This window comes from Sphingomonas sp. IC-56 (genome assembly GCF_021043375.1).
In the GTDB taxonomy this organism is placed as follows: Bacteria; Pseudomonadota; Alphaproteobacteria; order Sphingomonadales; family Sphingomonadaceae; genus Sphingomonas.
Genome location: NZ_JAJNDV010000005.1, coordinates 247118 through 266983 on the forward strand (window position 1 = coordinate 247118; position 19866 = coordinate 266983).

Consider the following 19866-nt stretch of genomic DNA (forward strand, 5'->3'; position numbering starts at 1 on the left):
CACCGCCAACGAAAAAGCCCCGCTTTCGCGGGGCTTTTTTTTGATCGGCGTAAGGGGGAAGGTCAGGCACCCGCGTCGAGCAGGTTCCCGATCGAGCCCGCCGGACTGGCGTCCGGGATGGCACCCATGGCTGCGCTGAGCGTCGCGGGATTGGCGTCGCCGGGTTTGCCCGTGAGGACATCGAAAGCCTGGCCGCTGGGCAGTGTCTTGAAGGCGCCGATATAACGAGCGCGCAGCTTGTGGAGCCGGCCCTCATCCCCGATCATGCCGAGCGCTACCGCCTGGCGCAGCACCGCCGCCTGCTGTGGCTGAGTCATGCCTTGCGGGGAGGGTAGGCTGGCTTCATTCTCGGTTACGAACCCGCCCCAATCTTTGGAACGCCAATGAAGCTCCGCCTTTACCGCGGCGCCGCCGGGTACGCCTTCAAGCGCGGCCATGGCGGCGGCATCGCGGCCGAGCTTGTGGAGCGCGATGGCTTCCATGCGCTTGCGGTCCTGGCGCATGGCGTCCGAATAGCTGGGCTGTTCGGTGTCCTGCAGGATCTTGAGCGCGCGATCTGGCCTGTTGGCGAGGATCTGAAGCGAGGCGACCTTCACCGACAAGGGACCCTGCGCGACATCCTGCGCACGCTGCGTCAGCTGATATTGCAGCAATTCGGCAGCGCGGCCGTACAGACCGGCTTCGCCGAGGCGATCGGCGAGATGCAGGACCAGCAAGTCGCCCTCGGCACCGCCAGGCGCCAGCTCGCGATAGTCCCAGTAGAGCCCAGCTGCGTCGGCGAGCGGAACGCCACTGCCTGGGGCCAAGATTGCGGCCATCTGCGTTTGAACGGTTGCGAGCATCGGTGCCGCTTCCCTGCCGAGCTTGTAATAGCGGAACAGGGTGGCGCCGGCGCGAAGCTGGCCGCTTAGATCATGCGCATCACTTGCGAGCTTGAAGGACAGGCGCAGCGCCTGTTCCTCGACTGGGCCGCCGCGCCAGCGATAGCGTAGTTCATCGAGTTGCTTCTGCGCCGTCTTCGGATCGATCTTACCGGCGGCGAGCTGCGACTGAGTGAGTGCCAGGTCCGCCTCTGCCGCTACTTCGGGCGAACCGCTGCGCTTGGCGCGCTCAAGGAGAAGCTTGCCGCCGTCGAGATCGCCGGCAGCGAGAAGGGCGCGGCCGCGCAGCAGGTTGGCGTCGGGGTTCTGTTCGCTGAAGAGCTTGAGCCAGGCGAGCGCAGGCTGAGGCTGATTGGTGTCGATCGCGGCGCGCGCGGCGGCAAGGACGAAAGGCGCACGGTCGTTGGGCGCGCGACCGTTGATCGCGGGCAGGGCGCAGTTGATCTGTCCGACCGCCGCAGGGGCCGAGCCGAGATGCGCGAGCGCGCGCAGGCGCCAGGCACAAGCTTCCGGATTTGCGGCAAGATCGGGATTGCCCATCGCTTCGACCGCGTCGGCGTCGCGGCCGAGCAGCGTCAAGGCGACTCCGCGTGCGAGCTGATACGGCAGGACGAGTTTCAGATCCTCGTCGCTCTCAGCCATGACATCGAGCACACCGAGTGCTTCGGCCCCGCGTTCCTTGGCGAGCAGGCCGAGCGCGAAGTTCCAGCGCGCTGCCTGGCGCTTGGCCGGGGCGACGGTGGCGAGCAGGTCCCAGGCCTTTTGCCCGGTCTCACCGTGCCAGCCGGCGCCGCCGGTGATCGGCGGCAGTTCGGCGAGTTCAGCGGCGAAAGGTGGGAGGGCGCTGATGCTCGCCGGTTGTGCGGCGGGCGTGACGGCAGCGGCGGTGGCGCTGAGCGCGAGAAGGGCAGTGCGCATCAGCCGAGCCCGAGCGGGCGAATGATGGCGATGGCGACCCCGCCGATCGCGCAGGCGATCACGAACAGCGCGGCGCCCAGGATCGGCAGGCCCTGCTTGGCAGGAGCGGGCAGCGCAAGCTGCGGCACTGCTGCATCGGTAGGCGCGTCGGTGCGGCGCATCTGGGGCGACTGGCTGCCGTCCGAGACCACGCGCATTTTTCCGGGGCGTTGATCAAAGCTCAAGGAAACACCTGCTAACAGTTTCTCCTATTATAGAGGATTGGCAGTCTAAGCGGCTGCCCGGTTACAGGAGATTGGTGTGCGTAACGGGACCATGGCAGCGCTGGCGCTGACGGCTGCGGTGATGCCGCTGCCGGGCGGGGGCGATGCGCGGGCGTCGGGTGGCGGCGGGGGTGGGGCCGAGGGCCTCAACCTGGTGACGATGGAGCAGGTGGTCGTGCCGATCATCGATGCTGATCGGGTGAGCGGATCGCTGCGCTTCAAGCTGGTGCTGGAAGCGGCCAATGCCGAAGCTGCTGCGAAGGCGACTGCGGAGATGCCGATGCTGCGGCAGGCGAGCGTTGCTGCCGGACTGGAGTTCGCGCGGCTGAATGCTTCGGGTCTGAGGGCAGTGGATGCCGAGGAGCTGGACCATGACCTGACTGCCGCGTTGAAGATTGCCGAGCCGGGCATTTCGCGGGTGCTGATCGTCGAGGTTTCCGCCTCGTCCAGCTGAGGCAACTATCTGGTAGACGCGGAAAAAGAAAAGGCCGGAGTGGATACTCCGGCCTTTTCGTTTTTCAGGTCAATGGCTTAGCGCGCCTTTGGCGGCTTTGCGCCTGTAGCCGCGACCTGTGGCCGACCGGCGCTGCGGCGGGCGAGGGCCATGGAAAGCGCGGCGGCGCCCTTGGGCGTCATGGCGGCGAGGATCATGGCGGTCGAACGCTCACGCATGCGCTGCGCGACCTTCATCTGCACTTCCATGTCGAGCTGTTCGAACACCACCGCGGCTTTGGCAGGCTTCATCGCCTGATAGATGCGGGCGAGTTCATCGAACTGCGCTTCGGGCGCCTCGGCCTGGCCGTTGGCGGCGGTCTGCGTCGGAGCGGTTTCCTGTTGCTGGCGCGCGGCGAGATCGGCCTGGAGGCGTGCCTCGGCAGCCTTGGCAGCCTGTTCGCGCAGATCGAGGCCACGCTTGCGGCGGGCCGCGGCGGCGTCGCTGGCGCTCATGTCCTGCTCGATCGAGTTCCCGAGACGCGTCTTGGGCACGCTCTGCGCGTCAGGCGCGGCGATGCTGGCCGCGTTGGCGACGACCGCGAGCGCCGAAGCGGCGGCGGTCATCAGGAGGAGGGAAGGGCGAGCCATCAGGCGTGCTCTGCTTCGGCGTCAGCCTTGGCGTCGGCTTCGACGGCCGGGCGCTGGGCATTGGCGAGGCTGACCGCGTTGACGATGCGCTCGCACGCGCCATCGGCGATGCCGATCATGTCGGAAAGCTCGTCGCGCAGGTCGCGAGCCTGCTCGACCAGGCGGGCATGCTGCGCGCAATCGGTGCCGAGCGTCGACTTCATGTCGGCGAGCACAGCGCGGGCGCCGGCAGTGGCTTTCTCAAGCGCGTTGACGGTTTCGGTCAGAGCGCCGTCCTTGACGGTGCGCAGGCTCCGCATCATCCGGACGCTCTGCACGAGCACGGCCATGCAGAAGATCATGGTGAGCGCGTTGGCGAGAAGCGCGAGGCTCATGCGGGCATCCTTTCCTTGGCAACATCGGAGATCAGGCGGACGGCAACCTTGCCGCGGCGCTGACCGATCTGGGTCTGGGCGAGCTTGACGCCGCCACAGGCGAGGTCGAGCGGATCGTCGGGGCTCTTGTGCAGCGCAATGGTCTGGCCGACCTCCAGCGCCTTCAGTTCAGCAAGCGGCATGGCCTTTTCGCCGAGCACCACGTCGACCGTGACATTGGTCTTGCGAATCTCGGACGCCATGTGCGCTTCCCAGATGCTGTCGCGGCCGGACTTTTCGCCCATGAAGCGTTGCAGCAGCTTGTGGCGGACCGGTTCAAGCGTCGCATAGGGGAAGAGCAGCGAGAATTCGCCGCCGCGGCCATCCATGTCGACGCGGAAGGTTGCCACCGCGCAAATGTTCGACGTGCCGGCGATGGCGGCGAAGCGCGGGTTCGATTCCACACGCTCAAGCTGCATCGTCACCGGCTCGATCGGCTTGAACGCTTCGGAGAAGTCCGAGAGCGCCAATTCGAGCATGCGCGAAACCAGCGTGGTTTCGATGGTGGTGAAGGGGCGGCCGTCGATCACGACCGGCTGGGCACCGCCGCCGCGGCCGCCGAGCAGCGCGTCCACCACCGAATAGATCAGCGACGAATTGACGGTGATGAGGCCGAAATTCTGCCACTCCTTCACCTGGAACACGCCGACCATCGCGGGGAGCATGATCCGGTTCATGAAGTCGCCGAAGCGGATCGAGGTCACCTCTTCAAGGCTCACGTCGATCGCGTCGGAGGTCAGGTTGCGCATCGAGCTGGCGAAAGCGCGCACGACCCGGTCACACACCACCTCGAGCATCGGCAGACGCTCTTGGCTGATGACCTTGGATTCGATGACGGCGCGCAGGCCCTTCTTCTTTTCCACCGGGCCGCCGACATCGCCGAACAGCGCGTCGATATCAGCCTGGTCGAACTTCATCTCGCCATCGGCGGCGAACGGCGCCGCCGGGGGATCGGGAAGGTCGAAATCGTCGAGATCGATCATTGCTGCACCAGATCCTGGATCAGAACGTCCTTCACCATGCCGGCACCGACCGCCTGGGTGGCGCGCGACAGCATCTCTTCCTTGATACGGAACACTGCCGCGGAGCCGGCCAGATCTTCGGGGCGCAGTTCGCGCAGGAAGGGCTGATAGGCGTCGAGGATCAGGGGAAGCTTTTCCTTCAGACCCTCGACAGTGCCCTTGGGCCCCGGGACCAGCATGAAGCGGATCTTGAGGAAGCGCGCGGCGCCATCGGGCGAGCGCAGGTTCACGATCATCGGCGGCACGTCGACAAATGCTTCCTTGGCTCCACCTTCGCCGCCTTCGCCGCCTTCGGCAGGGGCTTCGGCTGCGGCTTCGTCGCCATGGCCGCCCTCGGCAGCGGCTTCAGCCTTGGCGTCGCCGCTCGAGAGCATCATGGCCGCGCCACCGCCGCCGCCCAGCAGAAGCACCGCAGCAGCCGAACCGATGATGATCAGCTTCTTCTTGGACTTCTTGGGCGGCGCCAGCTTGGCACCTTCTTCGACGATCTCGTCCGACGACATTCCTATAGTCCTCTAGAAAATCTGCGTTCCGCCGACCGCGCTGGCCGATTTCTTCCTATTATAGAGGCGTCACCCGGCAATTTCTGCCTAGCGACAAAAAAGTGAAGGACGGTCCGGTGGACATCTCCTCTTATGTATTGCTGAGCCAGGAACAGGCGCTCCGCCGCCGTATGGATGTTGCCGCGAACAACCTCGCGAACATGAATACGGCCGGATTCAAGCGTGAGCAGCCGGTGTTCCGTGAATATGTCGAGAAGACCGACAGCGTCGTGAAACCGGCGAACAAGACGTCGTTCGTGCTGGATTATGGCGCCGTGCACGATGCCACGCAGGGCACGTTCCAGCCGACCGGCAACGCGCTGGACGTGATGATCGAGGGCAAGGGCTATCTGAGCGTGCAGGCGCCCGATGGCACCACCGCGTATACGCGTGCGGGCCTGCTCAAGATGCTGCCGACCGGCGAGCTTGCGACCTCAAGCGGCAACAAGGTGCTGGGCGAGGGCGGCAAGCCGATCACCATTCCGCCAGAAGAAGCCGCCAACATCTCCATCGGCCTGGACGGCACGATCAACGGGCGCACCGGCCCGCTGGGGCGCCTGGCCGTCACCTCGTTCGACGAAGCCCAGCTCGACCCGCGCGGCGACGGGCTGTTGAGCGGGCAGGGCGGCCGCGAACTGCCTTCGGCCGAAACCCGCATCCGCGGCGGCGGCATCGAGGCGTCCAACGTCAATGCGATCCAGGAAACGACCGACATGGTCGAGATCCTGCGTGCCTACCAGACCAGCAAGAGCCTGACCGACAGCATGGCCGACATGCGCAAGGCGGCGATCGACAAGCTTAGCCGCGTCGGCTGACGCGCACTCATTCGAAGGAAACAGAACCATGCGTACGCTTTCCATCGCCGGCACCGGCATGCTTGCACAGCAGACCAATGTCGACGTGATCTCGAACAACATCGCCAACATGAACACCACGGGCTTCAAGCGCCAGCGCGCGGAGTTCCAGGACCTTCTCTATGAGCAGGTCGTGCGCCCGGGTTCGGCATCGTCGACCACCACCAACGTGCCCACCGGCATCCAGATCGGTTCGGGTGTGAAGACCGCCGCGGTCTATCGCATCAACGAGCAGGGCGCGATCCACCAGACCGACAACCGCTATGACCTGGCAATCCAGGGTCATGGCTATTTCCAGGTTGAGTTGCCCGACGGCACCACCGCCTACACCCGCGACGGATCGTTCGGCGTGTCGGACCAGGGCGAACTGGTGACCAATGACGGCTTCCGCGTGCTGCCGGGCATCACCGTGCCGCAGAATGTGGTCGACGTGACCATTTCCAAGTCGGGCCTGGTGCAGGCCGTGGTTGCCGGCGACGCGCAGCCGCAGCAGCTGGGCCAGCTGGAGCTCGCCACCTTCATGAACGAAGGCGGGCTGGAAGCAAAGGGCGGCAATCTGTTCCTGGAGACCGCGGCATCGGGCAATCCGACCGTAGCGGCGCCGGGCGAGCCGGGTCTCGGCACGTTGCAGCAGGGTTTCGTCGAAGCCTCCAACGTCAATCCGGTGGCGGAGATCACCAACCTGATCACCGCGCAGCGCGCTTATGAAATGAACAGCCGCGTGGTGAAGACCGCTGACGAGATGCTGGCCACCACCAGCCAGCTGCGCTGATGAGCTTCCTGCTGGCACTGGCGCTTCTGGGCGGACCGCCCGAGAATGTGCAGGTCGCGGTGCTTGGGCATGCCGTGTCCAAGGGCGACCGGCTGGAGGCGGGCGACTTCACCATGGAGGATCGCACCACCGCCGCCGCACGCGGGGCGCTGGGCATCGAGGATGCGGCCGGCATGGAAGCCACCCGCAACCTGGCGCCCGGCACGATCGTGCGCCGCACCGACGTGATGACGCCGCAGCTGGTTCGCCGCGGCGAGCCGGTGACGATCAAGCTGACCAGCGGGCCGCTGGTCATTACCGCAGCGGGCCGTGCGCTGAGCGGGGGCGCCAAGGGCGACCTGGTCCGCGTGGTGACCAACAGCACAAGCCGTACGCTCGACGGCACCGTGGATGGATCCGGCATCGTCCGGATCGCCGCACCCTAAGGAGTTTGCAGATGCGTAAGATGATCCTCGTCGTGGCGCTGGGCGCCACGCTGTCGGGCTGCGGTGCCGCCGGACGTTTGAAGCAGGTAGGCAAGGCGCCCAAGCTGTCGGAAATGTCGCCGATCGACACGCCCGAGCTGGAAGCGTCGCTGTCGGCACCCGCAGACCGCGCGCGTCGCCCCGGCGTGGCCGGCGGGCAGGGCGCTCCGCAGCAGCAGGCGGCCTCCGCCTCGCTGTTCCGCACGGGTGCCGGCGCGTTCTTCCGCGACCAGCGCGCGCGCGAGCAGGGCGACATCCTGAAGATCAAGATCAACATTCAGGACAAGGCCGACCTGGGCAACACGACGTCGCGCACGCGCGGCGGTTCGGAAAATGGCGGCCTGGGCAACCTGCTGGGCATCAAGCCGGTGGCGGACGTGCTGGGCGCTGACGCGGGCAAGGTGTTCGAGACGAACTCGGGGTCGAAGTACGCCGGGGGCGGGTCGACCGCACGGTCCGAGACGATCAACATGACCATGGCCGCGATCGTCACCCAGGTGCTGCCCAACGGCAACCTGATGATCAAGGGCCGCCAGGAAGTGCGGGTGAACTTCGAAATGCGCGAGCTGATCGTCACCGGCATCATCCGGCCCGAGGACATCGCCCGCGACAATTCGATCCAGCACAGCCAGATCGCCGAGGCACGCGTGATCTATGGCGGCAAGGGCCAGCTTACCGACGCGCAGCAGGCGCGCTGGGGCCAGCAGATCTACGACGCGCTGTTTCCGTTCTAATTTTTCGGCCGTTGGCTGAGGAAAGGCCCGTCCGGGGAGACCCGGGCGGGCTTTTTCGTTTGGCGGGGTGCTCTTTTTTGCCGAGCCGAAGCCGCAAAAATCCTTGTCCAAACAAGTAGAAAGCAGGGGCACGGGTGGCGTTTACTTTCTGGTAACCACCTAAATTTCAAAGATTATTTGGTTGGTCACGAATTTCTTCCCATGATGGAAGGGCAAGATGCAGACGCATCAAGTCGAGGGCCGGCGCTTCCGGCCCGGACCGCAGAAGCGGTTCTTATCCTAGAAGGAAATTATCATGGGCTTTTCGGTAAACACCAACACCGGCGCGATGGCGGCTCTTCAGAGCCTCACCGAGACCAACAAGGGCCTCTCGCAGGTTCAGAGCCGCATCAACACCGGCCTGAGCGTTGCTTCGACCAAGGACGACTCGGCATCGTACACGATCGCCCAGACGCTCCGCGGTGACGTGGGCGGCCTGAAGGCGGTTTCTTCGTCGCTCAGCCGTGCGAAGAGCACGACTGACGTCGCAGTCGCCGGTGCCGAGCAGATCTCGGACCTGATGAACCAGATGAAGGCAAAGGCGACGGAAGCTTCCGACGCGGGCCTCGACAGCGACAGCCGCACCGCAATTGGCAAGGATTTCGATGCACTCAAGGAGCAGATCAACACGATCATCGACTCCTCCGAGTTCAACGGAACCAACCTGCTGAAGGCCAGCGGCGGCAGCGTCAGCGCGCTGCAGTCGACTGACACGGCATCTTCGCCCCTGACGGTTGCAAACCAGGACTTCGGTGCTGTTGTCACCGCTCTCGGCACTACGTTCACGGACGCAGCGACCGCGAAGACGATGGTCAACAACATCGACGCGCAGCAGAAGGTGGTCAACACCAAGCTGAGCGTGCTGGGTTCGGCTTCGCGCAAGATCGACGGTCAGTCGAGCTTCGTGAGCAAGCTGTCGGACGCCATCGAGGGCGGCATCGGCAACCTGGTCGACGCCGACCTGGCCAAGGAATCTGCCAAGCTGCAGGCTCTGCAGGTCAAGCAGCAGCTGGGTGTGCAGGCTCTGTCGATCGCCAACCAGGCGCCGCAGACGATCACCTCGCTGTTCCGTTAAGGCCAGGCTTAAACCCTGGAGCTTCGGCCCTGACGAAATGGAGGCCGGGATGGAAACATCCCGGCCTTCTTTTTTTGTCGCGCGTGGCCGGCCTTCGAATGGTTTATCCTTCTATAATGGAAGGGACACAGGAGAGTTGTGCTTGTTCCCGCGAATTCGTGAAATCACCGATGCCTTTGGCAGCCGCTTGATGGTGAGCGTCGAGGAGCACCCCACCGGGGCGCTGATCGTGCTCGAGCGTCCCGACGTCACGGGCCGGCCGCGCGTGCTGCTGGACGGGTATGGCGTGGACGTCCTGTCGGGCTATATCATGTCGGCAAGGCTCGCCGTGCCGCATCCGCTGCCCGAGGAGCGGGTGGACGGCATGTTCGGCACGCGCTTCGAGCTAGCGCTGCAGCCGGCTGCGTCGCTAGGGCTGCGCCAGGGCGGCGAAGCGCCGCTCGACATTCCTGCGCCCTTCTGGGACCGCCTGTACGCCGAATTGTGCCTGGTGGCGGCGCATGCCCGCGAGCTGGGCCGCAGGGCGGAGGCGCGAGTGCACTGACGCCCGTTTGACAGATTACACAACGCGACATGGGGCCGGCAGGAAACTGCGCGGCCCTTTTTCGTGGCTGAAGGGCTGGGATCCACCTGCAGCGCGCAAACGAAAGCAGGCCGGTTGAGATCAACCGGCCTGCCGTACGCTTTACAACCGTGTCCAGGGAAAACACGGAAAATCGGAGAAGCGAGCGATCCGTAGAGGGGATGAAAACGTCCGCTCGCTTCTCTTCTTTCATTATAGCAGCGGCGGCACTGGGCGACTGCGCCAGGGGCTCAGCAGATCACCGCTACGGGTTTGCCCCTACACATTGGCAGCGGCCCCAAAACGCGAAGCGCCGGCGGCTTGCCTGAGCATGCCGCCGGCGCCTGTAAGCCGGTTCCTGGGAGCTTGGGTCAGCCGATGCGGACGAGGCGGCCCGAGGCGATCTGCATGCCGTTGATCGTGACCAGCACGTCATTGCCCTGGAGCTGCACGTCGCTGACCTTGCCGACGGCGTGGGGCGTCACGGCGAGCTTGTTGCCGCCTGCGTCAACGCCCTCGAACGAAACGGTATAGTTGCCGCCCGCCAGTTCCTTGCCGGCGCTGGTCTTGCCGTCCCATTCAAAGGCGCCGCTGGCGGCTCCGGCCTTGACCTCACGCGTGTCGACCACCTTGCCCGTCGCATCCTTGATCGTCGCGGTCATGCTGGTGACGTTGCGCGGCGCATCCCATACCCACTGGGCGGGCGAGCCGCTCGCCAGGCCGGCGGTGGCGCTGTCCGTCTCGACCGCGCGGCCGATCAGCGACGAGGCCTGAGTCAGGTTCTGCGTGCCCATGGTGGCAAGCATGGTCTTGAGCGTCGAGGTCTGCTCGATCGACTGTTCGACCTGCGAATATTGCACCAGCTGCTGAGTGTATTGCGCGGTGTCCATCGGATCGAGCGGATCCTGGTTCTGCATCTGCGCGGTCAGCAGCTTGAGGAACATGTCATAGTCGGCGCTGAGCTTGCTCGACGCGGCCTGGGTCTTGGCATCGGTGATGGCGGCGGCGTTGGTGTTCACGGTCGTCATGGCTGGTCCTCAGGCGAGAAGGTCGACCTGCCCGTCGGCGCGGATCGCGCGATAGGCAGGGATGGGTTCGAGATCGTCGGCTTGGGCGTGCTGCTGCTGCGGGTTCTGCCCGCGCTGCTGCTGCTGGCCGTTGCCCTGTTGCTGGCCGCCGCCGGTGTCGGCGCGCGCTTCGAAGCGGAAGCTCTGCGCGTCGGTGCGGACGCCGGCCTGGTCGAGGGTACGGGCAAGGTCGGGCATGTCCTGGCGCAGCAGGTCGAGCGCGCGCTGGCTTTCCGCGCGCACGGTTGCCTTGAGATTGCCGTCCTCAAAGGCGAGCGTCACTTCAACGCGGCCAAGGTTGTCGGGGTTGAGGCGGACGCGCAGGGTTTCCTCGCCGGCTTCGACTTTCCGGGCGATCTCCACGCCCATGGCGTGGCCGAATTGGCCGGGGCGGGTGGCGACGACGGGTTCCTGCGGCAGCGGCGCGGCGGGCGTTGCAGCGGCAGTGCCGGCCGCCGATGCGGTGTGGCTGGGCTGCGACACCGAGGCGACGGCGCCTTCTAGCTTCACCTGCGGATCGCGCGGTTGGCCGCCGTCCTGCGACGTGGCGGCATTGTCGCCCCCGGTGGCCTGCACCGCGCGAGCGAAATCGCTGCCGGCCACGTCCTTCGACGCGGTCTGCGCGGAATCGCCCTGTTGCGCCGGTTCGGCACCGGTCTTGCGGACGGCGCGCGTGGGGGTTTCGGCGGGGTTGGCCTGGACGCCGGCGGTGGCGCGCGGCTGACGAGCGGCAAGCTGGGGCTGCGCGTCGGCCGGCGCCTGCTGTGCCGCGGCTTGTGGCGGCACCGGCTGGGCGGCGATGGGCACGGCGGTCAGGATCGGCTGAGCCGCCGCATCCGTAGGTGCGGGTGCGGGTGCGTCGGCTTCGGGCGCAGCGGGCTTAGCCGGCTTGCCGCCCTTGGCCGGGGCGGCATCCTTCGCCGGCACGTGGGCGGCGACGGCAGCCTGGGGCTGCTGCGGGACCGACGGATTGCCTTCGATCAGCGGCATCTGCACGGGTTGCGGCGAGAGTGGGGCGTCGGCCTGGGCCAGCTTGGCGGGCTTGCCGAGCGGCTGGGCCTTTTCGGGCTGCGCCATGGCAGGCTGCGCCAACTCGGCGGGAACGGCCGCGGGGGCCGCCGGCGCCTCGGTCGCCGGGCGCACCGCGGTGGCGAGCAGGCCCGAGAGCGAGGTGGTCGTCTGCAGCGTGGCGAGGATCGGCTTTTCCGGCGCCGAAGGCTGCGCAGCGGGAAGAACGCCGACGTTCGACGCATCGCCCGCAGTCGCGGACATTGCCGCGGTAGCGGGAAGGGTCGTCAGGGTCGCCAGCGCGTCGTTGCCCTGCGGCAGGAGCGGCGTGGCCGCGTTCGCGTTCCCAACCGGCGTAGCGGCAGGCAGCAGCGCGGCGCCGCCGAAGCCCTGGCCCGGAGCAGCACCCACGGTCAGCGCCATGGTAGGGCCTGCATCGGCAAGGCTCGTTACCGGCAGCACGGCGGGGCCGCCCACCGGCGTGGGCTGTCCGGCGCCCGCGACGCCGAGCGCCTGAAGAAACCCGAGCGCCGGTGCACCCGCGGCGGCGTTGCCGCCGGCGATGTTGGCTCCCAGGGGAAAACCGAAAGCGTTGACTTGCATTCAGGCGCCTCTTGCCCGGCCCTCAAGGAGCCGCATCAGTCATTATAGGAGAGAAGTTAGCCGATGGTGCCGAGCGCGCGAATTCGAGCGCGGGCGTGGATCTCGTTCTGCGACATCACCACCGTTGCCGGGCGCACCCGTTCGATGATCGAACGGACGAACGGGCGGATCGACGGGCTGGTGAGCAGGCAGGGGATCTCGCCATCCTGCGCCAGCCGGTCATAGGTCTCGCGGGTCGAGGCGATGAACTTCTGGAGCATGGAGGGCGCCATGGCGAGCTGACGCTCGTCGCCGGTGCCCAGGATCGATTCCGCAAAGGCCTGGTCCCATTCGGGCGACAGGGTTACCACGGGGATCGCGTCGCCGCGTACCTGGCTGGCGCTGATCTGGCGGGCGAGGCGCGAGCGGACATGCTCGGTCATCGAGGTGAGATTGTTGGTCAGCGGCGCGGCCTCGGCGATCCCCTCTAGGATCGTGGGTACGTCGCGAATCGAGATGCCTTCAGACAGCAGGTTCTGGAGGATGCGCTGGACGCTGGAGATCGACACCTTGGACGGGATGATGTCGGCGACGAGCTTCTCGGAGTCCTTGTGGACTTCGGTCAGCAGCTTCTGCGTCTCGGTGTACGAGAGCAGGTCGGCGATGTTGTCCTTGACCAGCTCGGTCAGGTGGGTGGTGATGATCGTGCCGCATTCGACCACAGTGAGGCCGCGGAAGCCGGCTTCGTCGCGCAGTTCGCGGTCGATCCAGAGTGCAGGCAGGCCGAACACCGGCTCGCGGGTCGCTTCGCCCGGCAGGCCGACCGGACCGCCACCGGGATTGATCAGCAGCAGTTTGTCGAGGCGGATATTGCCGCGCGCGGCCTCCGTCTCCTTGATGGTGATGACATATTCGTTGGGCTGAAGGCCCATATTGTCGATGATGCGGACCGAGGGTAGCACGAAGCCGAAGTCGGTGGCCATCTGGCGTCGCAGCGCGCGCACCTGATCGTCGAGGCGCGGCTCACGCTCGGCTTCGTTGATCATCGGCAGCAGGGCGTAGCCGATCTCGATGCGGACGGCGTCGATCGCCAGCGTTTCCGAAATGGGCTGCTCGACAATGGCGTTGGCGGCGGCGGCCTGTTCCTGGGCGGCGGCGACGCGCTCCATGACCTGCTTGGTCTCGGCGTTCTTGCTCATCTTCCAGGCGGCGAAGCCGGCGGCCGCGGAAAAGGCGGCGAAGGGGATGAAGGGCAGGCCCGGCATGAGCGCGAGTGCGCCCATGAGGAACGAGACCATACCGAACGCCTTGGGATAGCGGCCGAGCTGGTCGCCCAGCGCTGCGCCCGTCTTGCCGGCGATGCCGCCCTTGGACACGAGCAGGCCGGCGGCGATCGAGATGATGAGCGCCGGGATCTGGCTGACCAGACCGTCGCCGGCGGTGAGCACGGTGTAGGTGTGGAAGGCTTCGCCGATCGGCACGCCGTGCGAAGTGACGCCGACGATCAGGCCGACGACGATGTTGACGGCGGTGATGAGCAGGCCGGCGACCGCGTCGCCCTTCACGAACTTCGACGCACCGTCCATCGCGCCGTAGAAGCCGCTTTCGGCCTCCACTTCGGCGCGGCGCTCCTTGGCCTGGGCTTCGTCGATCATGCCGGCGGAGAGATCGGCGTCAATCGCCATCTGCTTGCCGGGCATGGAGTCGAGGCTGAAGCGCGCGGCGACTTCGGCGATGCGGCCCGCGCCCTTGGTGATCACCACGAAGTTGATGACGATCAGGATGATGAAGATGGTGAGGCCGATTATGACGTCGCCGCCCATCAGGAACTCGCCGAACGCGCCGATCACGCCGCCGGCGGCATCGGGACCTTCGTGACCGTGAGTCAGGATCAGGCGGGTGGAGGCGAGATTGAGGCCGAGGCGCAGCATCGTCGCGACCAGCAGGATCGTCGGAAAGGCCGACAGCTCCAGCGGCTTTTCGATGAACAGCGAAGTCATGAGGATCATGACCGACACGGTGATCGAAAGCGCCAGGCCCATGTCCAGCAGCCAGCCCGGGATCGGCAGGATCAGCATGGCGATGATCGCCACGACCGCGCCGGCGAGCGCCAGATCGCGGTTCAGGCCCATGCGCTGGAAGAGGGTGTTGATCGCGGGAGGCATCAGCTTCTTTGGTCCTTAAACCTTCTCCGGCGCGGAGAAGGAGGATGAAGGTTCTGGATCAGATCGCAGGCGAGACGGCGATGCCGGCTTCGATGAACGTCCGCAGCTTGTTGCGCATGGTGCGCACCGAGATGCCAAGGATGTTCGAAGCCGAGGTGCGGTTGCCCTGGCAGCGCTCCAGCGTGTGGAGGATGAGCTCGCGCTCGACCTCTTCGACGGTGCGGCCGACCAGGCTTTCGATCTGGAAGCGGCTTTGCTCGCTCTGCTCGAGGTCGATCAGGCGGCTGCCGTCGGAAAGGACGAAGTCGCCTGCGTCGATCTCGGGGCCCGCGGCGAGCAGAACGGCGCGGTGGACGCAATCCTCGAGCTCGCGAATGTTGCCGGGCCAGGGGTAGCTGGCGAGCAGCGCGAGGGCAGCGGCGCTGAACGGGCGGACGAGCACGCCGTCATTGTGGGCGAGCCGTTCGGCAAGGTGCTTGGCGAGCTGGATCACGTCGTCACCGCGTTCGCGCAGCGACGGTACCGCGACGCGGACCAGCCCCAAGCGAACCAGCAGGTCGGCGCGGAAGCTGCCGCCCTCGACTGCGCCTTCCAGGTCCATGCTGGTGGTGGCGATCAGGCGGGCGCGAAAGGGCACCGGCTCGGTGCCGCCGACACGGGTGAAGCGGCCTTCGATCATCGCGGCGAGCAGGCGGGCCTGGGTGGTGGGGGCGAGTGCGCCCACTTCGCGCAGGATGATGCTGCCGGTGCCGGCCTGCTCCAGGCGGCCGATGCGGCGCGCGGCGGCAGCGGGGAAGGCGCCGGCTTCGTGGCCGAACAGATCGGATTCCAGCACTTCGGCGGCGACGCCGGCGCACTCGGCGACCAGCAGCGGATCGCCGCGACCCGAGGCCTCGTGGATGGCGCGCGCCATGGTTTCCTTGCCGCTGCCCTTTTCGCCGGTGACCAGCACGGGAGCGCCGGTCGGGGCGACCGCGCTGGCGAGTGCCATGGCGCGGGCGACGGCGGGATGGTCGCCGATGCTGCTGGTGGGCTTGCGCTCCACCACCGAGGCGATGGCGGCGGCGATCAGGTCACGCTGCGGGGGCAGGGGAACATAGTCGCGGGCGCCGGCGCGGATCGCGGCGACGGCACGCTCGGCCGGCGCTTCGATCCCGCAGGCCAGGACCGGCACCGGGAAACGCTCGGCGCGCAGGCGGGCCATGAAGCCGGGCACGTCGGTTTCGACATCGATCATGACCAGGTCGGCGCCCTCGGCACGGAGAAGCTCCAGCGCCTGGTCGGCCGTGTCGGCCATGGTCACGTCAGCGCCCGAGCCGCGCGCGAGTTCTGCGGCAAGGCGGAACTCGCTGCCGGGTACGCCAACCAACAACATGCGGATGGTGGGCATCAACGGTCCTGCCGCACGATTTCGGTGAGGGTCACGCCAAGCGCGTTGTCGATCAGCACGACTTCGCCGCGGGCGATCAGGCGATCGTTGACGAAGATGTCGACGGGCTCACCGACGCGGCGGTCGAGTTCGACCACGGTGCCCGAGCCGAGCTGGAGCAGCTCACCAACGGGCATGCGGGCGCGGCCGAGCACGGCCTGGACCTTTACCGGGACGTCGTGGACCGCTTCCAAGGCTTCGACGCCCTGCGCTGCGGGGTTCTCGGCGTGGTTGCCGGCGAAATCCTCGAACACGGGACCGGCCGAGTCCGAAGCATCGCTGGGGATGATGTCGTGGGGTTCGATGTTCATGGCCATGTCCTTATGCATTCATCCACTGGCGGATCACGGAAGCCGCCTCGGGCGGGCTTGCAGTGATGGCTTCGCCGATGCGCTTGAGCGCGGAGAGTTTGATCCGCCCGTCCACCTGGGCGAGGGCGATTTCCTGATCGAGGAGCGGCTGCTGCTCGCTGCCGAGCGCTTCGAGCTGCTTCATGGCGTCGGCGTCGCCATCGGCGGCACGTTCGGCCAAAGCCAGCATCTCGGGCGACTGGGCGGACAGCTGACCGCCATCGGCAGCGCCGGCAAGCGCAGGCAGCTCGGGCTGAGCAACGGCCTTGGGCTTGAGCATGCGGATCGCCATCAGGCCAACCGCGCCGATCACGATGATCTGCAGCAGGGTCCAGATCTTGTCCATCGGCAGGTTGGCGAAGAAGCCGGTGTCCTTGTCGGCCAGGCTGTCGTCGCCGGTGAAGCGCATGCTTTCGACCACCACGCTGTCGCCGCGCTCTGCGTCCATGCCGACCGCGTTCTCGACCAGACGCTGGAGACGCTGCATCTGCGGCTGGGGCAGGCCCTTTTCGCCGCCATCGACCATCACGGCGACCGTGAGGCGCGTGACCTTGCCGGGGGTGCGCAGCGTGACCGTCTTGGTCGAGCTGTTGTCGTAGGTGGTGTCTTCGGAATTCTGGTTCGAGCGCGACTGCTTGGACGAGCCGGGACCATTGTTGGCCTGGCCCTGCGCCTCGGGCAGCTGGGCGCCGACCGTGGCGAGCCCGGGAGCCGCGTCGTTCTCCTGGTTCTGGTCGCCGGTTTCGACAGTGACCTGGCGCGAGATCACCTGCTTGTCGGGATCGAACACGTTCGATTCTTCGCGGGTCTGGTCACGGTCGATCTGAGCCGACACTTCGGCGCGGACCTTGCCCTGGCCGACGATCGGTTCGAGCAGCGATTCCACTTCCTGGCGCAGCTTGGTCTCGACGGCGGCCTGGCGCTCGTCGGCGTCGCCGGCACCAGCGGTGCTTGCGTCGCCGGCGCGGGCGAGCAGGGCGCCGGTCTGGTCGACCACCGACACGGCCTCCGGCGAAAGCTCGGGGACCGAAGAGGAGACGAGGTAGCGGATCGAGGCGACGCTCTCGGACGAGAGGTGGCCCTTGGTCTTCACCGTCACCGCAGCGGTCGCCTTGCGGCTTTCGTTCGCGAACATCGCACGCTCAGGCATGACGATGTGCACGCGCGCGGCGCTGACATCCTGAATGGTCTGGATCGACTTGGCGAGCTCGCCTTCGACGGCGCGGGTCTCGTTCATCTTGGCGCGGCTGGCGGAAACGCCGAAGGGCTGTTCCTCGTCGAGGACCTCATAGCCGATCTTGCCGCCCAGCTTCTCGCCGGCCATGCTCATGCGCAGCTCAGCCAGCTTGTCCTGCGGCGCCATGATGGAGGTGCCGTCGGCGGAGAGCGTGTATTCCACGTTCTGTGCCTTGAGCTTCTCGGTGATGGTCGCCGCCGCCGATGGATCGAGGTCGGTGTAGAGATAGCCGAGCTGCGGAGCCGAGCCGCGGGTGGCCATGAAGGTCAGGGCGGCGAGCAGCGCGAGCGCGACGCCTCCCATGATCATCAGCCGCTGCGGGCCAATCTGCCCGACTAGTTTCTTGATCGCTTCCAAAACCGCCCCGCCAAGTGGACCGTGGGGCGGAAATGCCCCTCGACTAACTTATAGGAGGGTGGCGGGCGGCAGATTGTGCCGGGTGGGAATTTTTTGCCTAGTGAAGATACGTAGGGCGTTCTTCACATTTGCGCCGGGCACGAAAAGGGCCACTCAGCCAAGCGCTTAGGCGCGTGGCGGTGGCCCTTTTCGTGTCCTTGCGGGCGATCAGTTGATCGCGTCTGCTGCGCTGGGAAGCAGGGCGGCGAGTTCGGATTGGATGGCCTGCCGGCGTGCGCCGGCGTCGAGCGAGAGGCCGCCTTGGTCCCAGCCGATCATCGCGTCGCCGGGCGAGAGTGTGACGTCGCCGATCACCGTAATCGCCAAGCGGCGACGGTCTTTGGACTGGCGGTCGGCGATCTTGGCTTCCACGGTTTCGATCAGATCGGGGTGGACGCGGATTTCGAGTTCGGTGCCACGCGCAACGGTGCCCAGCACGCGGCCGATCGCCTGGTCGATGGTGTCGGCGGGTGCCGCCTCCAGCGCGCGGCCGGCGATCATGTCGGCGGCCGCCAGCGCGATCTCGGCGGCTTCGCCGGTCACGCGTTCGGACACTTCGGCGAAGCGCTCGTCGAGTGCCTCGATGCCGGCCTGGAGCGCGTCGACCGCGCTGAGCAGTGCAACGTCGCGTTCCGCGCGGGCCTGTTGCAGCCCGGCCTCAAACCCTTCGGCGCGGGCCAGCGCGATCTGCGCCTCGTGATCGGCCTTCATCAGCGCGATCTCGGCCTTGAGCGCGGTGACCTCCAGATTGAGGTCGGGCGCGGGCGTGGACTTGCCGTCGTCGGCGCCGATCGAGAAGATGCGGTCGAAGGCGAAGCGCTCGACATTCTGGAAGGTCATGGGCGCCGTTCCTTAGATGATCATCGCGTCGTCGGACTTGGGATCGACCAGCAGGATCTCGCCCCGGTCGGCCAGGCTCTTGGCCAGGCGGACGAGGGCGGACTGGGCTTCCTCGCAGTCGCGGGCGCGGACCGGACCCATCGCGGTCATGTCCTCGCGCATCAGCTTGGCCGCACGCTCGGTCATCGCGCCGAAGAACAGCTGCTTGAGATTTTCCGGCGCGCCCTTCAGAGCCAGCGCCATTTCGCGCTTGTCGGCGTTGCGCACGATCACCGAGACCGCGGTCGGCAGCAGGCCACCCAGATCCTCGAAGGTGAACATCAGTGCGCGGATACGCTCGGCGCTTTCGGGCGCCTTGTTGTCCAGCGCAGTGAGCATCGCTTCCTCGGTCGAGCGGTCGAGCGAGTTGAACAGCTCGGCCATCGCCTCGTGCGGATCGCGCTTTTGCGAACGCGACAGGTTGGTCATGAACTCGCTCTTGAGCGTCTGTTCGACCTGGTTGATCACATCCTTCTGGACGGTCTCCATGCGCAGCATGCGCATGATGACGTCGACGGAGAATTCGCGCGGCAGTTCAGCCAGCACGCGCGCGGCATGGTCCGGGCGCAGCTTGGAGAGGATGACGGCGACGGTCTGGGGATATTCGTGCTTGAGGGCGCCTGCGAGGACGCTTTCGCTGACGTTGGACAGCTTGTCCCACATGGTGCGGCCCGAAGGACCACGAATGTCCTCCATGATCTCGCGGACCTTGTCGTTGGGCAGGATGCCGCCGAGCAGGCGTTCGGTTGTCTCGTAGCTGCCGTGCATCGAGGCCATCGACGCGACTTCGCCGGTGAACTGGATCAGCAGGTGCTCGACCACCGTCGACGGCACGCGGCCAAGGCCGGCAATGTTGGAGGAAAGCTCCTTGATTTCCTCGGTCGACAGCTGCTCCCAGATGGGGGCGCCATGTTCCTTGCCAAGGGCAAGCATCAGCGCAGCCGCGCGCTGGGGGCCGCTGAAGCGCTTGAGTTCGGGCGGTTCGGCAATCGGCGCCATCAGGCTCATTCTCAGGGACCCTCACGGAAATTTAATGGTCGTAGCCGCACACGGCGAGCCACGCGTCCCTCTATTATAGGAGGGTGATGGTGAGGTGCGGTCGCGATGACGGTTAATTTATCGGGAAGTCTG

The 19866-nt window shown here is 66.5% G+C and carries 21 protein-coding genes; 7 read left to right on the forward strand and 14 right to left on the reverse strand.

What is annotated here, in order from left to right:
* Window positions 1-62: 62 nt before the first annotated feature.
* A complete protein-coding gene (locus LQ953_RS09335) occupies window positions 63-1799 on the reverse strand; it encodes a hypothetical protein (RefSeq protein ID WP_231030456.1) in 1737 nt (578 codons plus the stop codon).
* Entirely contained in the window at window positions 1799-2023 is a 225-nt protein-coding gene (locus tag LQ953_RS09340; protein ID WP_231030457.1) for a hypothetical protein, read from the reverse strand. Before LQ953_RS09340 ends, LQ953_RS09335 begins: the two co-directional genes overlap by 1 nt.
* Window positions 2024-2099: 76 nt before the next feature.
* Here LQ953_RS09340 and LQ953_RS09345 point away from each other — a divergent pair, with 76 nt between their 5' ends.
* Entirely contained in the window at window positions 2100-2516 is a 417-nt protein-coding gene (locus LQ953_RS09345) for a hypothetical protein (RefSeq protein ID WP_231030458.1), read from the forward strand.
* Between the two features lie 77 nt (window positions 2517-2593).
* Here LQ953_RS09345 and LQ953_RS09350 read toward each other — a convergent pair whose 3' ends face one another.
* The 4 genes from LQ953_RS09350 to LQ953_RS09365 are packed head-to-tail and all read right to left on the reverse strand — an operon-like array spanning window position 2594 to window position 5083.
* Entirely contained in the window at window positions 2594-3145 is a 552-nt protein-coding gene (locus tag LQ953_RS09350) for a MotE family protein (RefSeq protein WP_231030459.1), read from the reverse strand.
* Window positions 3145-3519: a DUF6468 domain-containing protein gene (locus LQ953_RS09355; protein WP_231030460.1), complete on the reverse strand. Its 375-nt coding sequence runs from the start codon at window positions 3517-3519 to the stop codon at window positions 3145-3147. The genes LQ953_RS09350 and LQ953_RS09355 overlap by 1 nt, the downstream gene beginning before the upstream one ends.
* On the reverse strand, window positions 3516-4541 hold the full coding sequence (gene fliM, locus LQ953_RS09360; protein WP_231030461.1) for a flagellar motor switch protein FliM: 1026 nt from the start codon (window positions 4539-4541) through the stop codon (window positions 3516-3518). Before fliM ends, LQ953_RS09355 begins: the two co-directional genes overlap by 4 nt.
* A complete protein-coding gene (locus tag LQ953_RS09365) occupies window positions 4538-5083 on the reverse strand; it encodes a flagellar basal body-associated FliL family protein (protein WP_231030462.1) in 546 nt (181 codons plus the stop codon). Before LQ953_RS09365 ends, fliM begins: the two co-directional genes overlap by 4 nt.
* A gap of 116 nt (window positions 5084-5199) precedes the next feature.
* Between LQ953_RS09365 and LQ953_RS09370 the strand changes: the two genes are divergently transcribed.
* The 6 genes from LQ953_RS09370 to LQ953_RS09395 all read left to right on the forward strand — a co-directional run bounded on the left by LQ953_RS09370 (window position 5200) and on the right by LQ953_RS09395 (window position 9604).
* The gene (locus tag LQ953_RS09370) at window positions 5200-5937 is read left to right on the forward strand and encodes a flagellar hook-basal body complex protein (RefSeq protein WP_231030463.1); all 738 of its coding nucleotides are present in this window, start codon (window positions 5200-5202) and stop codon (window positions 5935-5937) included.
* Window positions 5938-5965: 28 nt separating this feature from the next.
* Window positions 5966-6748: a flagellar basal-body rod protein FlgG gene (gene flgG, locus LQ953_RS09375; protein ID WP_231030464.1), complete on the forward strand. Its 783-nt coding sequence runs from the start codon at window positions 5966-5968 to the stop codon at window positions 6746-6748.
* On the forward strand, window positions 6748-7173 hold the full coding sequence (gene flgA, locus LQ953_RS09380) for a flagellar basal body P-ring formation chaperone FlgA (protein ID WP_231030465.1): 426 nt from the start codon (window positions 6748-6750) through the stop codon (window positions 7171-7173). Before flgG ends, flgA begins: the two co-directional genes overlap by 1 nt.
* An 11-nt stretch (window positions 7174-7184) precedes the next feature.
* Window positions 7185-7946, forward strand: coding sequence for a flagellar basal body L-ring protein FlgH (flgH, locus tag LQ953_RS09385; RefSeq protein WP_231030466.1), 762 nt, complete (start codon window positions 7185-7187; stop codon window positions 7944-7946).
* Between the two features lie 295 nt (window positions 7947-8241).
* Window positions 8242-9060 carry a flagellin gene (locus LQ953_RS09390; RefSeq protein WP_231030467.1) on the forward strand — a complete coding sequence of 273 codons (819 nt, stop codon included), beginning with the start codon at window positions 8242-8244 and terminating at the stop codon, window positions 9058-9060.
* A gap of 142 nt (window positions 9061-9202) precedes the next feature.
* A complete protein-coding gene (locus LQ953_RS09395) occupies window positions 9203-9604 on the forward strand; it encodes a hypothetical protein (protein ID WP_231030468.1) in 402 nt (133 codons plus the stop codon).
* Window positions 9605-9993: 389 nt separating this feature from the next.
* Here the strand turns inward: LQ953_RS09395 and LQ953_RS09400 are convergent, their stop codons facing one another.
* From LQ953_RS09400 to LQ953_RS09435, 8 genes are all read right to left on the reverse strand, one after another.
* A complete protein-coding gene (locus tag LQ953_RS09400) occupies window positions 9994-10650 on the reverse strand; it encodes a flagellar hook assembly protein FlgD (RefSeq protein WP_231030469.1) in 657 nt (218 codons plus the stop codon).
* Between the two features lie 9 nt (window positions 10651-10659).
* Window positions 10660-12300 carry a flagellar hook-length control protein FliK gene (locus LQ953_RS09405; RefSeq protein ID WP_231030470.1) on the reverse strand — a complete coding sequence of 547 codons (1641 nt, stop codon included), beginning with the start codon at window positions 12298-12300 and terminating at the stop codon, window positions 10660-10662.
* A 56-nt stretch (window positions 12301-12356) separates the two neighbouring features.
* Entirely contained in the window at window positions 12357-14444 is a 2088-nt protein-coding gene (flhA, locus tag LQ953_RS09410; protein WP_231030471.1) for a flagellar biosynthesis protein FlhA, read from the reverse strand.
* A 58-nt stretch (window positions 14445-14502) separates the two neighbouring features.
* Window positions 14503-15834, reverse strand: a complete 1332-nt coding sequence (locus tag LQ953_RS09415) for a sigma-54-dependent transcriptional regulator (RefSeq protein WP_231030472.1) — start codon at window positions 15832-15834, stop codon at window positions 14503-14505.
* Window positions 15834-16184, reverse strand: a complete 351-nt coding sequence (gene fliN / locus LQ953_RS09420; protein WP_231030473.1) for a flagellar motor switch protein FliN — start codon at window positions 16182-16184, stop codon at window positions 15834-15836. The genes LQ953_RS09415 and fliN overlap by 1 nt, the downstream gene beginning before the upstream one ends.
* Window positions 16185-16194: 10 nt before the next feature.
* Entirely contained in the window at window positions 16195-17769 is a 1575-nt protein-coding gene (gene fliF / locus LQ953_RS09425) for a flagellar basal-body MS-ring/collar protein FliF (RefSeq protein WP_231030474.1), read from the reverse strand.
* 255 nt (window positions 17770-18024) lie between these two features.
* Window positions 18025-18696, reverse strand: coding sequence for a FliH/SctL family protein (locus LQ953_RS09430; RefSeq protein ID WP_231030475.1), 672 nt, complete (start codon window positions 18694-18696; stop codon window positions 18025-18027).
* A gap of 12 nt (window positions 18697-18708) precedes the next feature.
* On the reverse strand, window positions 18709-19743 hold the full coding sequence (locus LQ953_RS09435; protein ID WP_231030476.1) for a flagellar motor switch protein FliG: 1035 nt from the start codon (window positions 19741-19743) through the stop codon (window positions 18709-18711).
* Window positions 19744-19866 lie beyond the last annotated feature (123 nt).

What these genes read in the sequence shown, in the direction of transcription:
- LQ953_RS09350 (WP_231030459.1), bottom strand. Translation starts at nt 3,145, where the DNA reads ATGGCTCGCCCTTCCCTCCTCCTGATGACCGCCGCCGCTTCGGCGCTC.
- flgH (WP_231030466.1), top strand. Translation starts at nt 7,185, where the DNA reads ATGCGTAAGATGATCCTCGTCGTGGCGCTGGGCGCCACGCTGTCGGGC.
- LQ953_RS09365 (WP_231030462.1), bottom strand. Translation starts at nt 5,083, where the DNA reads ATGTCGTCGGACGAGATCGTCGAAGAAGGTGCCAAGCTGGCGCCGCCC.
- LQ953_RS09430 (WP_231030475.1), bottom strand. Translation starts at nt 18,696, where the DNA reads ATGACCTTCCAGAATGTCGAGCGCTTCGCCTTCGACCGCATCTTCTCG.
- LQ953_RS09335 (WP_231030456.1), bottom strand. Translation starts at nt 1,799, where the DNA reads ATGCGCACTGCCCTTCTCGCGCTCAGCGCCACCGCCGCTGCCGTCACG.
- fliN (WP_231030473.1), bottom strand. Translation starts at nt 16,184, where the DNA reads ATGAACATCGAACCCCACGACATCATCCCCAGCGATGCTTCGGACTCG.
- LQ953_RS09400 (WP_231030469.1), bottom strand. Translation starts at nt 10,650, where the DNA reads ATGACGACCGTGAACACCAACGCCGCCGCCATCACCGATGCCAAGACC.
- LQ953_RS09435 (WP_231030476.1), bottom strand. Translation starts at nt 19,743, where the DNA reads ATGAGCCTGATGGCGCCGATTGCCGAACCGCCCGAACTCAAGCGCTTC.
- fliM (WP_231030461.1), bottom strand. Translation starts at nt 4,541, where the DNA reads ATGATCGATCTCGACGATTTCGACCTTCCCGATCCCCCGGCGGCGCCG.
- LQ953_RS09415 (WP_231030472.1), bottom strand. Translation starts at nt 15,834, where the DNA reads ATGCCCACCATCCGCATGTTGTTGGTTGGCGTACCCGGCAGCGAGTTC.
- LQ953_RS09355 (WP_231030460.1), bottom strand. Translation starts at nt 3,519, where the DNA reads ATGAGCCTCGCGCTTCTCGCCAACGCGCTCACCATGATCTTCTGCATG.
- fliF (WP_231030474.1), bottom strand. Translation starts at nt 17,769, where the DNA reads ATGATCATGGGAGGCGTCGCGCTCGCGCTGCTCGCCGCCCTGACCTTC.
- LQ953_RS09390 (WP_231030467.1), top strand. Translation starts at nt 8,242, where the DNA reads ATGGGCTTTTCGGTAAACACCAACACCGGCGCGATGGCGGCTCTTCAG.
- flhA (WP_231030471.1), bottom strand. Translation starts at nt 14,444, where the DNA reads ATGCCTCCCGCGATCAACACCCTCTTCCAGCGCATGGGCCTGAACCGC.
- flgG (WP_231030464.1), top strand. Translation starts at nt 5,966, where the DNA reads ATGCGTACGCTTTCCATCGCCGGCACCGGCATGCTTGCACAGCAGACC.
- flgA (WP_231030465.1), top strand. Translation starts at nt 6,748, where the DNA reads ATGAGCTTCCTGCTGGCACTGGCGCTTCTGGGCGGACCGCCCGAGAAT.
- LQ953_RS09405 (WP_231030470.1), bottom strand. Translation starts at nt 12,300, where the DNA reads ATGCAAGTCAACGCTTTCGGTTTTCCCCTGGGAGCCAACATCGCCGGC.